The following is a 16,007-nucleotide window of genomic DNA, read 5'->3' on the forward strand; positions in this document are numbered from 1 at the left end:
ATTAAGGATTCCAATGTTGCTTAGGACTTGAAAGCAAATAAGATGGGTCTACATTAAAATAGTTAATAGCTATCATTAAAATTCGAATCAGAAATCCATCCACATATCTTGAATTAAATCGAATCAAGATCCTTCCTAATTTCCCATTTCCATATCGAATGCATTCATGATACATTGCTCGCATCAATTTCAAAGATATTCTCTTTTGTTTGGATTTCATGAGCGATAAAATTTCGATATACGTTCTCAACCTCCAAGAAGATGTCTTACTTAAAGAATGAATCCTATAATCAGATAGAATATAGTTATCTAAATACTTAAATTCAAATCCTAATGAAAATAATTTTACCCAAAGAAATAGATCCATAATAGACGAATATTGCAAATCCAAAAAAAGGTCTTCTTTGGATTTAGAGCATATCAACGCGGAAGGCTGAGCAATACCGAAATTTTCAAAAATTGAATTTGATGTTACATGTGATGTTGCGTATTCTTTTAAATCAATCCCAGCCTCATTAATATACATTGATTTTCCATAAACTACTGATTTTTCTCTAGAATTCGATAACAATGTTGCTAAAACGTCTTTCGTTCGGAATCTATCATCACTACAAAGCCAATTAAAGTATCGACTTTCATCTAACATTAGTTTAATACCTTTATTGATCGCATCAGTTTGACCAAAATCATTTTCCGATTTCCAAGTAAAAGATACACCTTGGTTTCCCCCAACTGAGTGAAATGTTTTGCCGGAAATTTGAACCACAGAAGGGTATTCCTTTATTTTTTTTTCAAAATTTCCAAGAATTTCTATCGTGTTATCAGTGGAAAGACCATCTATAACTATAAAATCAATAAAAAACGAACCTTCTTGTTCTATTACAGAATTTAGTGTTTCGGAAATAAAAGCACCTTGGTTGAAGGATGGAGTGACAATTGTTATGATAGGTATGTTATTTGGATTCAAAAGAAGATGCCAATAATTGATTATAGATTTTCAGATGTTTTTCACCAGTTTTTTCCCAAGAAAATTGTTTCGATCGCTCTTTTCCTCTAGCAATCATTTTTAGTCGCAACGATTCAGAATTAAATAATCGATCGACAGAATCTCTAATCGATTCAGGATACCATGGATCAAAAGTTACAGCTGCGTCACCAACTACCTCGGGAAATGAACTAGTATTACTACATGCGACTGGACAACCGAGTGACATAGATTCTAAGAGCGGAATTCCAAATCCTTCATACATAGAAGGAAATACAAATACCAAAGCATTTTGGTAAAGTTGTTTTATTTCCGAATCAGATTGAAAAGGAATCTGAAGTGATTTTCCCAAGACATTGGCTTTTTTAAGAGTTTCTTTTTCTTCATGAGTAAATTTACCACCTCCAGCAAAAATTAGATTTACCTTATATTTTTGTATAATGGGAGAAACTCCGTGCACAAAGTTATTGAAATTTTTATAGCCACCCCTTTCTCCAACAAATAGAATATAATTTTTCCAAATCAGATTAGATTCTAAATCAAAAGCCAAATGCAAATTAGAGGCCAAATGAATGACTTCGATTTTATCATTTGGAATACCATAAAACTCCATTAAATCATTTTTGGTTGATTTCGAAATTGCAATGATTCTATCCGCCGCATAACAAAGCGATTTTCGGTTTCGTAAAGCTATATCATCCAGCTTATAATAACCGGGAAAACGTTCGTGAATCAAATCAAAAATTGTGATGACAAATTTATTTGGACCTTTCGAAATTTGATCTAAATAGTAATTATCAAAATACGTTGGATGAAAAACTTTAAATTTTTGATCCAACAATTTCTTAGTAATCAGTTTCTGATTTCTTCTATTTAAAAACCTGATAACCAACTTATTTTGGAGTTTTTTGAATGACTTATATAATGAATAAAGAAATGTCTTTCCTGAAAAACTTTTGCCCGAAAGCCAAGTTTCAATTTCAGGAACTTCCAAAGCATACTTTATTTTAAAAATTGGCTTATAGAAATCCTTTCCAATTAAATTCACATTTTCGGAGGATACAAGTGGTAATTCAAACTCGCTATCATGTTTGCTGAGATAATCCATTACTTCGACAAACAAACGAGAAATTCCACCGTATTTTTGATTTAAAAAAGTTTGAAAATCAAATAGAATCATAAAAACCTACAATCCAAATCTCTTTAGAATTCGCTTTGAAAAACTTAACTTCGAAATTTCGATAGCTGATTCGATCTGACTTATCAGTCTCCAACGGCCATTAAATTTTATATCAATCATTGTCTTCATACTTATAGGCAATTTAAGAAATCCATTGGCAGAATAAAAAGAAAAAGAACTTCCTTTTCTTTTCTGCCAATTTCCTTTTGCAAATTTATTTATATATTTTTCATCTAAATTGCATTCAACTTTTTCATCTTTTAAACTCAAACCAATGATTGAAACAGATTGAAGAACAAATTCTATAGAGCTTCCCCTGGAAGGAACGATGGTAATGCCGGAAATATTTTCACCGTCTTTGCTATATTCATTTAACGAAACTAAAAAAGAAAAATCTTGGAATTCAGCAGAGCAGGGAAAATTAAACTTATGCATTGTCTGCAAACTTTCGTTTCCATTCTTTGTAATATATATATATGTTTCGGAAAGGGAGCCAGATTTAATTGCTTTATAGTTATTTAAAGAGTTAGCAAGATCATTGAGAATTAGACTAACAGTTTCCGATTGAATATGTCTAGATTGAAGTTGGTGAAAATTTTTATTTAGAAATTCAGAATATTTGTTATATATAGATGAATAAATATCTTCATGGATAGAGTAATAATTTGAAAAAAATCTAAGCCTATTCTCAACAATTTTTACGTCATGAAAATGGTAAAATATAACTGAAAATTGTTTATTTGATCTTTTTTCTTTCAAAATGATTTCATGGTTATCTGAAACAAATTCATATTGCTGAACATTCCAAGGAGCAACTCCACCACCAAGGTGTTCTAATACGTGGACTCGATTGAATTCGGTAACCCAATGGTCTAAGTATTTCTGGTCCCCAAACTTTCCATCTTCGAAACGAGAATAACACCATTCAAGACAACGATCCGCCCACCAATGTAATATACGCATCCCATCGACGTCATTTCGAAATAAAACGAACTGAACACAATAAATTCCTGCAGTTTCAGATTGATCATATTCAGGAGAGTAACGATGTTCAGTGATGAGGACAGAAGAATTCTTAGCCTCATCCAATAAAACTTGAGGATTAGAGAAGAAAAATAAATCTGCATCGACATATGTGCAATGCTCTAACTGAAACCGATCAATACAAAAACGAATGATCCAAGGAGTGCATGTCCAGCAGTATTCCCCTTTTGTTCTTTCCTTTTTAACGCGAAGTAATTCGGGAGATTCAAATTCTCCCAAAGAAACCAATTGCACAAAATCTAAATTCAATTTTTCAAGAGATTTATAACATTCATTATCAAATGGAAACACAAAAACCTTTGCCGTAGGATCTTTATCAGCCAAGGATCGGAGCATCGAAACTGCACGAAGCAAGTAGTTCGTATCAAATAATGTACAATAATAATTAATGGACATTAATTAATTTTGCCACCTATTTAAAAGTTCAACAACTCGTTCGATTTCGGATTTTGAATGAATAAAAGAAATTGGCAAACTAAGTTCCGTTTCATGAATTTCTTCTGCAATTGGATAAGAACCAACCACCCTACCCCAATCTCCAGTTTTATAATCGTTTAAAGCTCTCTGTTTATGAGGTGGCACTGGATAGTGAATTTCTGTTTTGATTCCGTTATCCAATAGATAACTTCTTAACTTTTCTCGATGAAAAGATCTGATTGGATAAATATGATGGACTTGATAGATTTTATGATCATCAGGTAGCGGTTTGATAAACATGCTTGACAATCCAGTTTCGTAAATTTGGAAGAGTTCTTTTTTATGCTGATTGATTTTGGAAAGATGTTTTAATTTAACCGAAAGAATTGCTGCTTGAATTTCATCTAGTCTTGAATTCATTCCGACAAATTCATTATAGTATTTTACCGAAGAACCATAGTTTCGAAGTTTTCGTATTTTATCAGCGATATTCGGATCATCTGTTACAACAGCACCTGCATCTCCTAATGCACCTAAGTTTTTTGTGGGATAAAAACTAAAAGCATTTACATGACCAAATGTACCAACATTCTTTTGGTTATATTTGGCCCCATGTGCTTGCGCACAATCCTCAATTAATACTAAATTATTTACATTACAAATTTCTACAATCGGCTCCATGTCACAGGGCCTACCATAAAGATGTACCACCAACACGGCACAAGTATTCTTAGTTATCTTTTCTTTTATTTTTACAGGATCAATATTATAAGTATCCATCGAAGGTTCCACTAAAACTGGCTTAAGTCCGTTTTGAATGATAGATAAAACAGTCGCAATATAAGTATTAGAGGGAACTATTACCTCCATACCCTCTGAGAAATTATAATATTTAAGACTTAACGTCAAAGCATCTAGTCCAGAGGCAACGCCAATACAATATTTGTTACCATTAAATGCTGCAAATTCGGCTTCAAATTTTTCCAATTCCTGACCTAATATGAACCATCCACTCTTTGCTACTCGGATGATTGCCTCATTGATTTCATCTTGAAACGGCGCATTTAGCAGTTTTAAATTTTCATATTCAATCATTTCTTTTTTCGGCAATGTATTTCAAAAATTCATCGTAATGACGGAGATAATCATCTTCATCAAAATAGTCAGAAGCATATACCAACATAATGCAACCAGGGGAAATCGATTCCATGGAATGCCATAATTCTTTTCCTAGTATTACACCAAGATTACTTTCATTCATTAAAATTTTTTGCGTTTTCTCTCCATCGTTTAGATGTAAAACAAAGTTACCACTTAAACAAAAAATAACTTGGACTGTTTCTTTATGTGCGTGATTTCCTCTAGTGACATCAGAAGCATTTTTTTGAATGATATAGTATGTTCTTTTGATCTCGAAAGGAATGTCTCGATTAGATTCGGCAACAGTTAGACTCCCCTCTCTTTGATCCATAAACTGTTTCAAACGAACATAACCGGAATTTTTTACAATGAGTTCATCCATAACAAAATTTATTTTTTCTTCACCAAAAGAATATTGTCTAAGTAAAATCCGTTGTTAGATGGAAGCAGTTTAGACAAAAAAATTGTGATTAGCTGAATCGGAGCAAACACCAAAGGCAAACTTAATCTATAGATTGAGCGCTTCCTGGAAAAATAATAGTATAAATAAGTACAAAACATTTGCCCAAGAGTTAAAATAAAGTTTCCCGTTTTATGTTGTTCTAAAATTTGAAAACCATTTCGCTCCAATAATGCCTTAACTCCAAACGACGAATATCTTGCAAAATCATATGGAACTTCATGTTCATCCCAAACGAAAGGAACAGTAACAATGCCAATTCCTCCTTTTTTAAGGACTCTGTTGATTTCAAGAATGAAATCATCTGGATTAAAAACGTGTTCCAGAACTTCTGTTGCTAAAAAGTAATCAAAGGTATTGGCTTTAAATGGAAAATTCTTTCCATCATAGAAGACATCGGCAACCGGATTTGAAGAATTAATTCCATACGCATAATCCATTCCTACATATTCAGAATCTTTAAAGAAATTCTTATATGGCTTTGTGCCACATCCGATATCAAGTAACTTCCCTTTTTTTATATGAACACTTAATTTCTGGATGTTCAAAAAAAGGAATCTTCTCGTAATAAAGAAAGGATTTAGGAAGATATATTTAAAATTCGGTAAAAAGTCTCTATTCATATTTTTCTCTTAAATATCAATGCCCGATAGATAATTTCAGCGTCGACCAAAGAATAGTGGTCATTTGATTCAAAGGATTCCACCAATTCATATTTATCTGATAAATAATCCAAAAAAGTTTTATAATTAAAAAACCAAGCAGGATACTTTGCAATGTAAATTTCTGGAGGGACAGTCTCAATCGTAATGCGATCAGGTAGATCTTTTATAAAAAAAGGAGTTCGATCAACAATGATTGTTTCAAAATTAAAACTTTTGATTAACGCTAATACTTCATAAGGATTTTTGATATATGGCAAAACGCTCGACAAAATTACTGTTTTTGGCTGCCGATTCTTTACTGCCTCACCTATCGTATGAAAAAAGCGGAGTTCTTTATTTTCGAACTCTAACTTCCCAATGGAGACCATCTTCTCTTGTTCAACGATACTCCATTCTACTAAAGGTAATTTAGATAAAAACTTCCGATTCTGAAAATAACTACTACCAAGTGATCCGCCGAAATCTAAAACCTTTAGCTTCCCTCCATTCAAGGCTGATGCAAATAATAATCCTAATAAAAGTGGCTGCGAATATTCTATGTTATCAAAAATAACCGAATCACGTTCATAAATGGCTTTTCCATCTCGAACTAATTGTAAAGAAACCTTTACTTTATTGATGATTATATCCGAATCGTAACCTGAACAAATTGTCGATGCTTCGTCCCAAGTCGCATAATTACCAGTAAAAGTAATTTCTACCTTTCTCTCTTCATTCCTAAGAAATCCAAAAAGTCTTTTTAGAATTCTCTTCGCGAATCCAAGTAAACGTGCAGCAATTCTAGAAAAACGAGAATCCAAAGTTGGATTTTGCTGTTTAGAAATGGATCGAAAATAATTAACCATCCGATTTCTTGCTTCAAAATTCTCCTCGATAACCTTTGGGAAATCATGATTACTTTTTAACGAAAATTCTTTGCTCAAATAATCATTATCATCGCAGTGGGTACCAGAATTATCTAAACCAATATTTAATATTAAACTTTCTTTTGGATATAAAGTAAGTTTATTTTTTAAAAAAACCGAAGCATGCCAGCGGATTGCCCAACTATTATTTCGACCTAAAATTTGATCAGTCAGCATTTGGAAAAAAGGATACGTATTATCGTAATCAAAACGTGCTACTAAATCTTCGCTAATTAATTGATCTCGCAATTTTTTACCATCCGGTTCAAAATACTGCCAAGCCCTTCGCCAAGTAGCCCATCCCCAACAATCAGCCCCTCTTATAAAGTAAGTATCATCTAACCCAATTGTATTCATTGGGTAACTGTATCCATGGATACTGGCGACCTTTTCTTCCACTTTATACTTTTCTAAACCAGAATTCATAAACCGCAAAAAATACGGACTTACGAGAATATCGTCTTCTAAAACAATGACAGATCCAGTTTGTCCAATTACCTCAGAGACGCCACTTATGATTGATTTAGCAAGGCCATAATTTTCTATTCTTTCAACAATTCGAACTGATTTAAAACCTTTAATCTCTTTTAAATAGGATCTAACTTCATTAACTTTCATTAAATGAGTTTCTGCTTTTGCAAAATCAGAATATATAATTAAATCCGATTCAGAAGCTTCTTCATTCGCGATCAAAGAATCAATCACACGTTTCGTATGATCAGGCCTATTATATACAAATATTATGATAGGAGCGTATTTCATTGGTTAGGATTTTGGCAAAATGAATTATGCATGCTTTTTTAAGTAGAGAAGTTTTTATCTAAGTAAAAACAAGTGCGGGGAGTTTTACAATAAAATGAATATCCGATTTCATTTAATAAAAGATGGATTGGATTTTTAGCAATTGTCTCAAGCTCGAAATTTAAAATTTCTATTAAAATTACTTTCGGTCTAAACTTCTTCCAATCGCCCGATTTCAAAACCGAAATTTCATTCCATTCCACATCAATATTCATAAAATCGATCTCTTTATCCAAAGAGAACTCCTGCAACACACTTGCAAGTGGTCTTACCTTAACCTTTACGCTATCTTTTGACTTATAATTCGTGGTTTCTTCTAAGAACTTAACTCTTTCGGTATCGAAGGTATTCAAAGCAGCTTCTTCAAATCGATAATAAATTAATTCAGATTCTTCTAAACTTATCCCGATATTTAAATTTTTATCCCGCTTTCTGTGAATTTCGAACCTTTTAAATCCATCTGGAGACGGCTCAATATTAATACCAGTCCAACCCAATCCATAAAAATAATTCGTATTAGAAAACCGATACGGGTCATAAGCTCCAATGTCCACAAAATAACCATTTCTTTTATCTCCAAAAAAATCACGGAGAACCATATCCTCTCCTTCTTGGGAATAAGAACGAAAGTAGTTTTCACTTTGAAGTTTATTTACTATTCTTTTAATTAAAAACAAATTAACACCTTTAGCAGAATAAATTAGTTATTTTTCTATCTTCAATTCAAATGGGAGACTCACTAAACCCATATTGTGATGTGGATCCAGTTCGGAAGAAGTGATACTAAGCGCTGGTAAATTTATGTTATTATCAATGACGTCATACCATTTCCTTAGATCCTTATCTCCAATTGCAATGTACATTAAATATTGTCCAACACGAAGAGAATTTTTAGGAATCTTTAAGGAAAAATGGAATGGCTCCCCAACCTTTGGAGAATGTTCTGTCATACATGTTTTATAATTTGTAATCACACTCATTGCCAGAGGTTCGATTAATGCAAAATAAAATGATAGTCCATCACAATGTTCCCGAATATTTAAAGTAAAATCTAAATAAACATCAACTTTTGAATCAAAGCTCCAAGAATGTTGGTTTCCCGTTCGAGGACTCACACTCGTAAACAAAGCATTTCCATTGCTATTCGTGCGACCCAATCGATCATTAATTGCTAAATTTTCTAAATTTGCTTCTTGAAAGAGACCAGTGTATTTTTGAATGCAAACATCAATATCACTATTTTCTTCGACCATTCCATGTTTTAGCAAAATGCCTCGTTTACAAATTGCTTGAAGTGCTTGCATATTGTGACTAACAAAAAGAACTGTTCTTCCTTCGCTGGAAACATTTTGGATTTTACCTAAACATTTCTTTTGAAACTCGGCATCACCGACAGCCAACACTTCATCAACAATCAAAATCTCCGGCTCCAAATGTGCTGCAACAGCAAATCCCAAACGAACCATCATTCCAGAAGAATATCTTTTTACAGGAGTATCTATGTATTTTTCAACTCCGCTAAAGTTTATGATTTCATCAAATTTACTTTTAATCTCTGCCGAGGTCATTCCAAGTATAGCCCCATTCAGAAACACATTCTCGCGACCTGTAAGGTCAGGATGAAATCCAGTTCCAACTTCTAACAATGCAGCAACACGACCTTTAATTTTAACACTACCCTGTGTAGGCGAAGTGACCTGGGATAATATTTTCAAAAGAGTCGATTTTCCAGCACCATTCTTACCGATAATGCCAACAACATCTCCACGTTTTACATCAAAACTAACATTTTTTAACGACCATACGTATTCGCTATCACTAGCAACACTTCGGTCATTAAATTGCCCTACTTGCAAATAAGGATCTTCTTTCCCGCGGAGAAGTTTCCACCATCGGTTTAAATCATGAGCCAAAGAACCTGTGCTTATTTGACCCAATCTGTATTGTTTGGAGATATTATCTATTCGTAAAACTACATCACTCATGAATTTTGTTTCCTAAAACTCAACACTGACTCTAAACAGTATCGATAAATGATCTCTCAACTCGATTGAAAATGATTATTGAAAGAAAAACTAAAACGACGGTAAATCCCAAACTGATTCCGAGATAGACCCAATCAAAAACACCAACTCCGAGAAGGATAAAACGAAAAGCCTCGATCAAACTTGTAACTGGATTTAATAATAAAATTAATTTCATCTTCGGAAAATTATTAGTTACGATCGAAAGAGGAAAAACGATCGGTGAACAATACATCAAGAGTTGTACGCCAAAATTAACCAAAAATTTCAAATCCCGATACTTTGTTGTTAAGGATGAAATAATAATACCAAATCCTAAACCAATAATACCCATCAAAAAAATCAAAAAAGGGATTAAAAGATAGTAAAAACTTATCTTTATCTCTGTCCCTAAAAAGCTATAAAACAACATCACCCCTAATAACAAAACGAACTGCAGAAAAAATTTAACCAAATTTGAAATAGCAATTGATATTGGAACGATTAAGCGAGGAAAATAAACTTTTCCAAATATTGCAGCATTGACCACAAAAGTATCAGAAGTTTTCACTAAAGTATCAGCAAAGTAATTCCAAATTGTAATTCCACTTAAATAAAATAGAAAATTTGGAATACCATCAGTAGCAATTCCTGCTACCACGCCAAATATTACTGCAAAAGTTAAAGAGGTTAAAACTGGTTGAATAAAGAACCATATGGGGCCAAGGATTGTTTGTTTATATACAGAAACTATATCTCTTCTCACGAATAGAAAAAGTAAATCTCTATATCGAATGATTTCACCTAAACGCAAAGAATACCACTTTCTACGTGGTTCTAAAATCAAGTCCCAATCTTCGACAAGCTCAGGAGTATTAATGCTATTCATTTTTATTTGCAACCTTATTCGAACAAATTCGCTGTTAGAGAGTAATGATGAAAAATCAAAATATGATCTTTAAAGGATCATTGTTTTTTGATGGAACATGATCCAACTACAATCATAGACAAAGATTGATCCAGATTCTGATTTGGATCAATCGCAAGAGAAAAATGAATGATAGACTCTTCACTATCCAATCGAAAACTTAGATCCGTAAATTCATCAGATAACTCTTGTTTCGAATCATTATATCTTAACCAAACTTTTCCAGATACAATTTTCTTACAACGAACTACAACTACGTCCCCAGAATCGTGTTTTAATGCAATTGAGAATTGTTTTTTTGTGCCAAGACCATTCAATTCGTGATAACGTTCTCTTTCTGCATCAGAAACTAAAAAACCAGAGTAAAAATAAGGTAAATCAATACTTCGGTTACAGTCTAGTGATGTAGGTGGAATAAAATTTATTCTATTTCTAATTTTTTTTCCAGGAACGCCTGCAACAACAGAATAAGGTAAAACATCCTTTGTTATCACTGCGTTGGCTCCGATAACGCTCCCCTTACCAATTTTCAAGCCATTCATCACAAACACGTTTGCACCTAACCAACAATCATCTTCAATTACCACTGGTTTACTAAGTTGGTTTCTTAACACAGGATCCTTCAAAACTCTACGATCCTGATCTTTAATATTCAACTCAGGGAATTTATCAAAATAATGATTCCCTGAACTAATACTGATGTTTGCTGCAAATGTACAATAACGACCAATGGATACATCTCCAAGTATGGTAGTTCGATCTTGGATAGATGTATAATCGCCTATTTCAATTCGATTACCAGGTCCAATTTCCACGTTACGACCAATATAGACACCTTCACCTAGTAATAACTCGGTGCCATTTGGTATAATTAAATTCGATCCGACACCAATCGAACAACCATTTGAAGAGTAAAAAGTTCCTTCACAAACCAAATGATAACGATTCGATATCTGTTCGAATCTATCGTTCAAAAGCCGATTAAGAATCTTTATAATACGGTGAATAAAGTAACTTCTAATCTTACGAATCATTGATTAACGGAAGTTTCTAAATATTTTCTAAATATTTTCGGGTTTTTAGAAATAAATTCTTTTACTTTCGAATCAGCAAATTTCGTAAACTTCCTCTCAGGATAATTTCCTCCAAATAAATGATCACTAAAAGTTAATTGAAACAGTAATCTAGAGCCATCCACAACATGTTTGCCTTTGTGTAAACCAATTGTATCTTCAATTATTAAAGTACCTCGTTTACCAATAAATTCCCTTACCATATTCTCGGGATATGCTTCCGCAATTTCCTCATCGGTAATACGAGCATATCCTCTCTTTAATAGTTTTTTCGGAATTTTTCCAGGTTTATGGGTTCCCTCAACAAAACAATGTGGTCCGCTGTTTGTATTCACATCCGTAATATAGAAGAAATATTTAATCCATCGAACGTGGTCCATATCAAAATGCCACATTGTCGCAGCCTCATCATTTGGTGTTTTTTCAAAATCTGTTTGCCACCACATTCCTGTAACATTAGATATTGGAGTACAATTCAAATATTCCTGTGCAATTGCAATCAAAGACTTATCAGCCATCAAAGACTGGATTACCGGATCATTAATTAATGTTTCCTCGTTAAAATCATAGTGAATTGCAATTAAATTATTAAAATCGATAACGGTGTTCTTTGCTACCTGTCCCCTACCAGAATACAGAGGACGCGCACTACTCTCGGTAGTCGTTCCGAATTTATATAAATAATCACACACCTCTTCTGTTAGAACGTTCTCAAACACTACATATCCATTTTCGTCCAACTGTTTGACAACTTTCTTCAAATCAAATTTGGACTTAATCGGTACGATCCCGTCAATACTGTCTAACTTAACCTTAGAACTAATCAAACTAACAATTTTGTGGATTATTTGATTAGAACGACCTCTTGTTCGACAAAACAGGTTGATCATACTATGAAATGATTCCAGAGGAGTCCTCATCTCACGATTAACAACACGAAATCCTCTTATCACATTTAAAATGTCCTTAATAAAGAACCAGTCGATTCCGATCAAACGAAACGATTTTACGATTATTAATTTTATCAATTTCATGTCTTCATCCTCATTACTTAATATACCCAAAAATATTATTTCTTAACTTACTAGATAAATTTTCTTTCCAATTTTCACCGAACTGAACTTCACAAATTGAATTCAAAATTTCCTTCACTTCATCTAATTCTTTCTCTGGTGACAACCGCATCCTATCCACTTCCAATATTTCTTCAGTAGGTCTACCGCTAACTACTCGCTCGAACATCAGTTTTCCTTGCTTCGCAACCCTTACTTGTGGCTTTAGAAAATGATCCAATTTTAGTCGCCTCAAAACACGTCTCAAATTTCTCCAAAAAAAACTTTCAAGTAATACCAGCCTATCATCAATGATATCACTCATATCAAATACAGTATCATACATTTCAAAACCTAACCATCGAAAGGTTTTGATAATACGATCAAAGGACCAACCGTCATCTGAGATCAATTTGTCAATTTGTACAAAATATTCAGCTTTACTTTTAGCAACACTGCCAAGATCACTTCTTGGATAAAAAGAATAATCATCAAGATACGATATAAACGGTATTCCCCATACAGCCATATCTCTTCCAGCTGATGACCAGGAAATTAAACCGAAATCAATATGCTCTAATAAATCATAAAAAGAAAGATGATCGCTTGGAAGATTCACTTTAACATTTTTGGGCAAGTTATCAAATATTCTTTTTAGTTCGATATAATGTTTTGATAACACTTGATCTCTTTGATTTGGGAGTTCGCGCGGATGAATTCGTATTATCAAAAAACTTTCTGTCTTTTGTTTATAGAACTCAACAGTTTCCTTGATCCACTCTATTTGATTGGCAAATATTGCTGATTTTTCTAACGGTAATTCGTCAACCAATTGAGCAGATTTTAATTCATCATAGCTACTTGTTGCAAGTAAGGTTATTTTTGCGGTTTCTGGAATTTGAAATAAATCCCTGATTTCTTTAGCAGACTTCCTTGAAGGTTTCCCACCATACAAAAAAGAACTCTGACCTTTTAATATGAAATGCAGAAAATTTTTCACATTAGTTAGAGATTCTTTAGTAGCAGGTAGAAATCTAAATTTCTTTTTCCAAAGGTCATCTCTTTCATAAAAGTGATTAAACGAATTCTTTTTTGCGATATGAATCGTTTTAAGCCTGTTCGACCAATTGGAACCAGCAAAAACAGAAAAACAAGGTATCTGCTGCGCCTCTGCGTGCAAACGTACAACTAAATTTACGGAATAACCTGAACTATAAAAGAAAACAACATCAGGTTTATAACTCTCGATGAGTCGTTTGCCAGCAAAATAAGACCGAAGGCAAGTAATCAAATGTAACCGAACCGCATCCCATGAATCCTCATCGATAACAAATTCAATTTTTTTATGCTGAAGAAAATGATTATATAATGAATACCTTCCAAAACTCAGCCCATCCAACCGAAAATCCATTACGTTTTTAGCAGACAACGAATTCATAATTTCTTCAATCGATTCAAAATCTTCAGTTTGAAGTGTTTCTGCTATTGTTGTGTGGGAAAAATGGAAAAGGTTATCTATTTTTTTATAATTTTCCAAGCATTGAAAGCAGATTTCTTTCTTTTTTGCCTCTTCCAGTGATTCGTCAGCACCGGTCGATTCCATTGGAATACACCAGGAATTCAGTGCCTCTCCACACCCAACATACAATATTTCGGCACCCTGCGCTCGTAATGAATGCAAAACTTGAGCTTCAGGAAATGCATGTGGCCACAAATATGAATGCGGAGCAAAGGCGAGTATTTTCATAGCTTAAATTTTTAAACTACTCCAATCAATGTGATAAAACTTTGATTTAAAACGAATCTGTAATCTCAAAGAAACTCATCCCGCAAAACGCCAAACTCAATCATATCTAGGTATATGCCATTTTTATAAATAGCTTTTCTACGAACTCCCTCTTGGGTCATTTTCAATGCTTTCGCTAATTTTATCATTCCCTGATTGTTAGAAAAAGTACCACAATAAATACGATTTAAATTCATATCACTAAAACCATGATTGACGATTAAGTTTCCTGCTTGAACTGCCAACCCCTTGCCCCAATAAGATTTTTCACCGAGAAATATAGCAAATTCTGCCGTTCGGTTAATCCAATTGATACCTTGCAGAGAAATATTACCAATGTGAGTGTGGTTTTTATTCTCGATCATTGCAAAAACCAATTGTTGGTTTGATTTATAAGAATTATCGATATATTCTACCAAAGATTTTTGATTAACCGGAAAAACACCATGCGAATTTCCAAAACAAACTTCAGGATCATTAAACCATTTTAAATAGTTTCCAGCAGCATCTTCAGGTTGTAATCCTCTCAAATATAGTCCATCAGCTGATAAGAATTCATTTGGTAAAATCATTTTGAATCATCCTGGTCATTGAGGTAATTGAGAATAAGATCTTTCATTTGATTTAAATCATAGGCTGGTTCACCAACATTTTTGCCTTCGAAGGGATCATCACACTTAAGGTCGATCAAACACCGAATTACCTTCGCTCCCAATATATTACCTTCTATCAATATATTTGAAAACATACCAACAATAATGTTTGAATAGTATAATAAAGTTAAAGTATGGAACTGATCACCTATGATGACATTCGCTCCGGACTCTTTAATGAATGATAAAAAAGTTTCTTTATCCTGGTTCGGATGCATCTTAATCACAACTACATATTCTGATTGAGATTCTTTTGGTAACGCTCTTAAAAGATTTTGAAAAACACTGTATTCATCAAATCCGTATTCAGATTTTCCATAATGGTCTAAATGATTCGCACGGCTAATTGGATCTGGAGCAAAAAGTATGATTTTTTTGGTATTGGCTATTCCAAGATTTTGTAGAAATGTTTCCCTACTTACTCTAGGAATCCAATTTCGAATGTATTCTTGAAAATAATTTCCAGAAACGATAACATCTGCGTTAGGTATCTCTAACCGAACCATTTTCTCTGCAACTTCATCCAACACACAAATTACATCGGAAAAATAGTAATCCCCTTCCCACTCATATCTAGGCAAAATTCGAGTATAATGATCGATAAAAGAATAGGTTTTTATTTTCCTTTCCTTAAATGCCTTTATAAACTTAACTTCGATTGATGAATTAACTGATGTACCGGTGAATAAAAAATCTGCATCAAATGTATCACCAGTTTTTAACTCATCACCTTCCGTATAAATTGTGACCGGAACATCAAAGTCGGAGAAAAAATCATAACTTCTATCACAAAAAACTTTGTAGTTTTGAAGTTTCTGATTTAACTTCAAAAATGCTAAAACTGGCTTAGCTCCACCTGGATCACTAAATACGAACACCCCTTTGCCACTGAGATTTGGTAACAAAGAAAATTTT

Annotated in this window: 15 protein-coding genes and 1 pseudogene; all 16 read right to left on the reverse strand. The window is 33.3% G+C overall.

Annotated features, from left to right (window positions below):
* Position 1: 1 nt before the first annotated feature.
* The 16 genes and pseudogenes from LEPBI_RS09920 to LEPBI_RS09990 all read right to left on the reverse strand — a co-directional run bounded on the left by LEPBI_RS09920 (position 2) and on the right by LEPBI_RS09990 (position 15,997).
* Positions 2 to 967 (reverse strand): glycosyltransferase, encoded by a 966-nt coding sequence (locus LEPBI_RS09920; RefSeq protein WP_012388981.1) that lies wholly within the window; start codon positions 965 to 967, stop codon positions 2 to 4.
* A complete protein-coding gene (locus LEPBI_RS09925; protein WP_012388982.1) occupies positions 954 to 2,165 on the reverse strand; it encodes a glycosyltransferase family 4 protein in 1,212 nt (403 codons plus the stop codon). The genes LEPBI_RS09920 and LEPBI_RS09925 overlap by 14 nt, the downstream gene beginning before the upstream one ends.
* 6 nt (positions 2,166 to 2,171) lie before the next feature.
* A complete protein-coding gene (locus tag LEPBI_RS09930) occupies positions 2,172 to 3,533 on the reverse strand; it encodes a hypothetical protein (RefSeq protein WP_226992744.1) in 1,362 nt (453 codons plus the stop codon).
* A 75-nt stretch (positions 3,534 to 3,608) separates the two neighbouring features.
* Complete coding sequence (locus tag LEPBI_RS09935; RefSeq protein ID WP_012388984.1) at positions 3,609 to 4,721, reverse strand: DegT/DnrJ/EryC1/StrS family aminotransferase; 1,113 nt, start codon at positions 4,719 to 4,721, stop codon at positions 3,609 to 3,611.
* Positions 4,714 to 5,148, reverse strand: coding sequence for a sugar 3,4-ketoisomerase (locus LEPBI_RS09940; RefSeq protein WP_012388985.1), 435 nt, complete (start codon positions 5,146 to 5,148; stop codon positions 4,714 to 4,716). The genes LEPBI_RS09935 and LEPBI_RS09940 overlap by 8 nt, the downstream gene beginning before the upstream one ends.
* A gap of 8 nt (positions 5,149 to 5,156) precedes the next feature.
* On the reverse strand, positions 5,157 to 5,849 hold the full coding sequence (locus LEPBI_RS09945; RefSeq protein WP_012388986.1) for a class I SAM-dependent methyltransferase: 693 nt from the start codon (positions 5,847 to 5,849) through the stop codon (positions 5,157 to 5,159).
* Complete coding sequence (locus tag LEPBI_RS19470) at positions 5,846 to 6,637, reverse strand: methyltransferase, TIGR04325 family (RefSeq protein ID WP_420804601.1); 792 nt, start codon at positions 6,635 to 6,637, stop codon at positions 5,846 to 5,848. Before LEPBI_RS19470 ends, LEPBI_RS09945 begins: the two co-directional genes overlap by 4 nt.
* Positions 6,623 to 7,558, reverse strand: a pseudogene (locus LEPBI_RS19475) (glycosyltransferase family 2 protein); the annotation flags it as partial. The gene LEPBI_RS19470 and the pseudogene LEPBI_RS19475, both read right to left, overlap by 15 nt.
* Positions 7,559 to 7,596: 38 nt before the next feature.
* Positions 7,597 to 8,274 (reverse strand): FkbM family methyltransferase, encoded by a 678-nt coding sequence (locus LEPBI_RS09955; protein ID WP_012388988.1) that lies wholly within the window; start codon positions 8,272 to 8,274, stop codon positions 7,597 to 7,599.
* A 27-nt stretch (positions 8,275 to 8,301) separates the two neighbouring features.
* Positions 8,302 to 9,582, reverse strand: coding sequence for an ABC transporter ATP-binding protein (locus LEPBI_RS09960; RefSeq protein WP_012388989.1), 1,281 nt, complete (start codon positions 9,580 to 9,582; stop codon positions 8,302 to 8,304).
* Positions 9,583 to 9,613: 31 nt separating this feature from the next.
* Positions 9,614 to 10,489 (reverse strand): ABC transporter permease, encoded by an 876-nt coding sequence (locus LEPBI_RS09965; protein ID WP_012388990.1) that lies wholly within the window; start codon positions 10,487 to 10,489, stop codon positions 9,614 to 9,616.
* Between the two features lie 77 nt (positions 10,490 to 10,566).
* The gene (locus LEPBI_RS09970) at positions 10,567 to 11,562 is read right to left on the reverse strand and encodes an acyltransferase (RefSeq protein ID WP_012388991.1); all 996 of its coding nucleotides are present in this window, start codon (positions 11,560 to 11,562) and stop codon (positions 10,567 to 10,569) included.
* On the reverse strand, positions 11,559 to 12,491 hold the full coding sequence (locus tag LEPBI_RS09975) for a phytanoyl-CoA dioxygenase family protein (protein WP_226992746.1): 933 nt from the start codon (positions 12,489 to 12,491) through the stop codon (positions 11,559 to 11,561). The genes LEPBI_RS09970 and LEPBI_RS09975 overlap by 4 nt, the downstream gene beginning before the upstream one ends.
* 157 nt (positions 12,492 to 12,648) lie before the next feature.
* Positions 12,649 to 14,400 (reverse strand): capsular polysaccharide synthesis protein, encoded by a 1,752-nt coding sequence (locus tag LEPBI_RS09980; RefSeq protein WP_012388993.1) that lies wholly within the window; start codon positions 14,398 to 14,400, stop codon positions 12,649 to 12,651.
* A 65-nt stretch (positions 14,401 to 14,465) separates the two neighbouring features.
* Positions 14,466 to 15,011: a GNAT family N-acetyltransferase gene (locus tag LEPBI_RS09985; RefSeq protein WP_012388994.1), complete on the reverse strand. Its 546-nt coding sequence runs from the start codon at positions 15,009 to 15,011 to the stop codon at positions 14,466 to 14,468.
* Positions 15,008 to 15,997, reverse strand: a complete 990-nt coding sequence (locus LEPBI_RS09990; RefSeq protein ID WP_226992747.1) for a CDP-glycerol glycerophosphotransferase family protein — start codon at positions 15,995 to 15,997, stop codon at positions 15,008 to 15,010. The genes LEPBI_RS09985 and LEPBI_RS09990 overlap by 4 nt, the downstream gene beginning before the upstream one ends.
* Positions 15,998 to 16,007 lie beyond the last annotated feature (10 nt).

Origin of the sequence: Leptospira biflexa serovar Patoc strain 'Patoc 1 (Paris)' (assembly GCF_000017685.1) — a bacterium.
Lineage (GTDB): Bacteria > Spirochaetota > Leptospiria > Leptospirales > Leptospiraceae > Leptospira_A > Leptospira_A biflexa.

Coding starts and splice junctions, on each gene's coding strand:
- LEPBI_RS09965 (WP_012388990.1), bottom strand. CDS start 10,489: ATGAATAGCATTAATACTCCTGAGCTTGTCGAAGATTGGGACTTGATT.
- LEPBI_RS09935 (WP_012388984.1), bottom strand. CDS start 4,721: ATGATTGAATATGAAAATTTAAAACTGCTAAATGCGCCGTTTCAAGAT.
- LEPBI_RS09975 (WP_226992746.1), bottom strand. CDS start 12,491: ATGATCAACCTGTTTTGTCGAACAAGAGGTCGTTCTAATCAAATAATC.
- LEPBI_RS09980 (WP_012388993.1), bottom strand. CDS start 14,400: ATGAAAATACTCGCCTTTGCTCCGCATTCATATTTGTGGCCACATGCA.
- LEPBI_RS09940 (WP_012388985.1), bottom strand. CDS start 5,148: ATGGATGAACTCATTGTAAAAAATTCCGGTTATGTTCGTTTGAAACAG.
- LEPBI_RS09970 (WP_012388991.1), bottom strand. CDS start 11,562: ATGATTCGTAAGATTAGAAGTTACTTTATTCACCGTATTATAAAGATT.
- LEPBI_RS09985 (WP_012388994.1), bottom strand. CDS start 15,011: ATGATTTTACCAAATGAATTCTTATCAGCTGATGGACTATATTTGAGA.
- LEPBI_RS09960 (WP_012388989.1), bottom strand. CDS start 9,582: ATGAGTGATGTAGTTTTACGAATAGATAATATCTCCAAACAATACAGA.
- LEPBI_RS09925 (WP_012388982.1), bottom strand. CDS start 2,165: ATGATTCTATTTGATTTTCAAACTTTTTTAAATCAAAAATACGGTGGA.
- LEPBI_RS09945 (WP_012388986.1), bottom strand. CDS start 5,849: ATGAATAGAGACTTTTTACCGAATTTTAAATATATCTTCCTAAATCCT.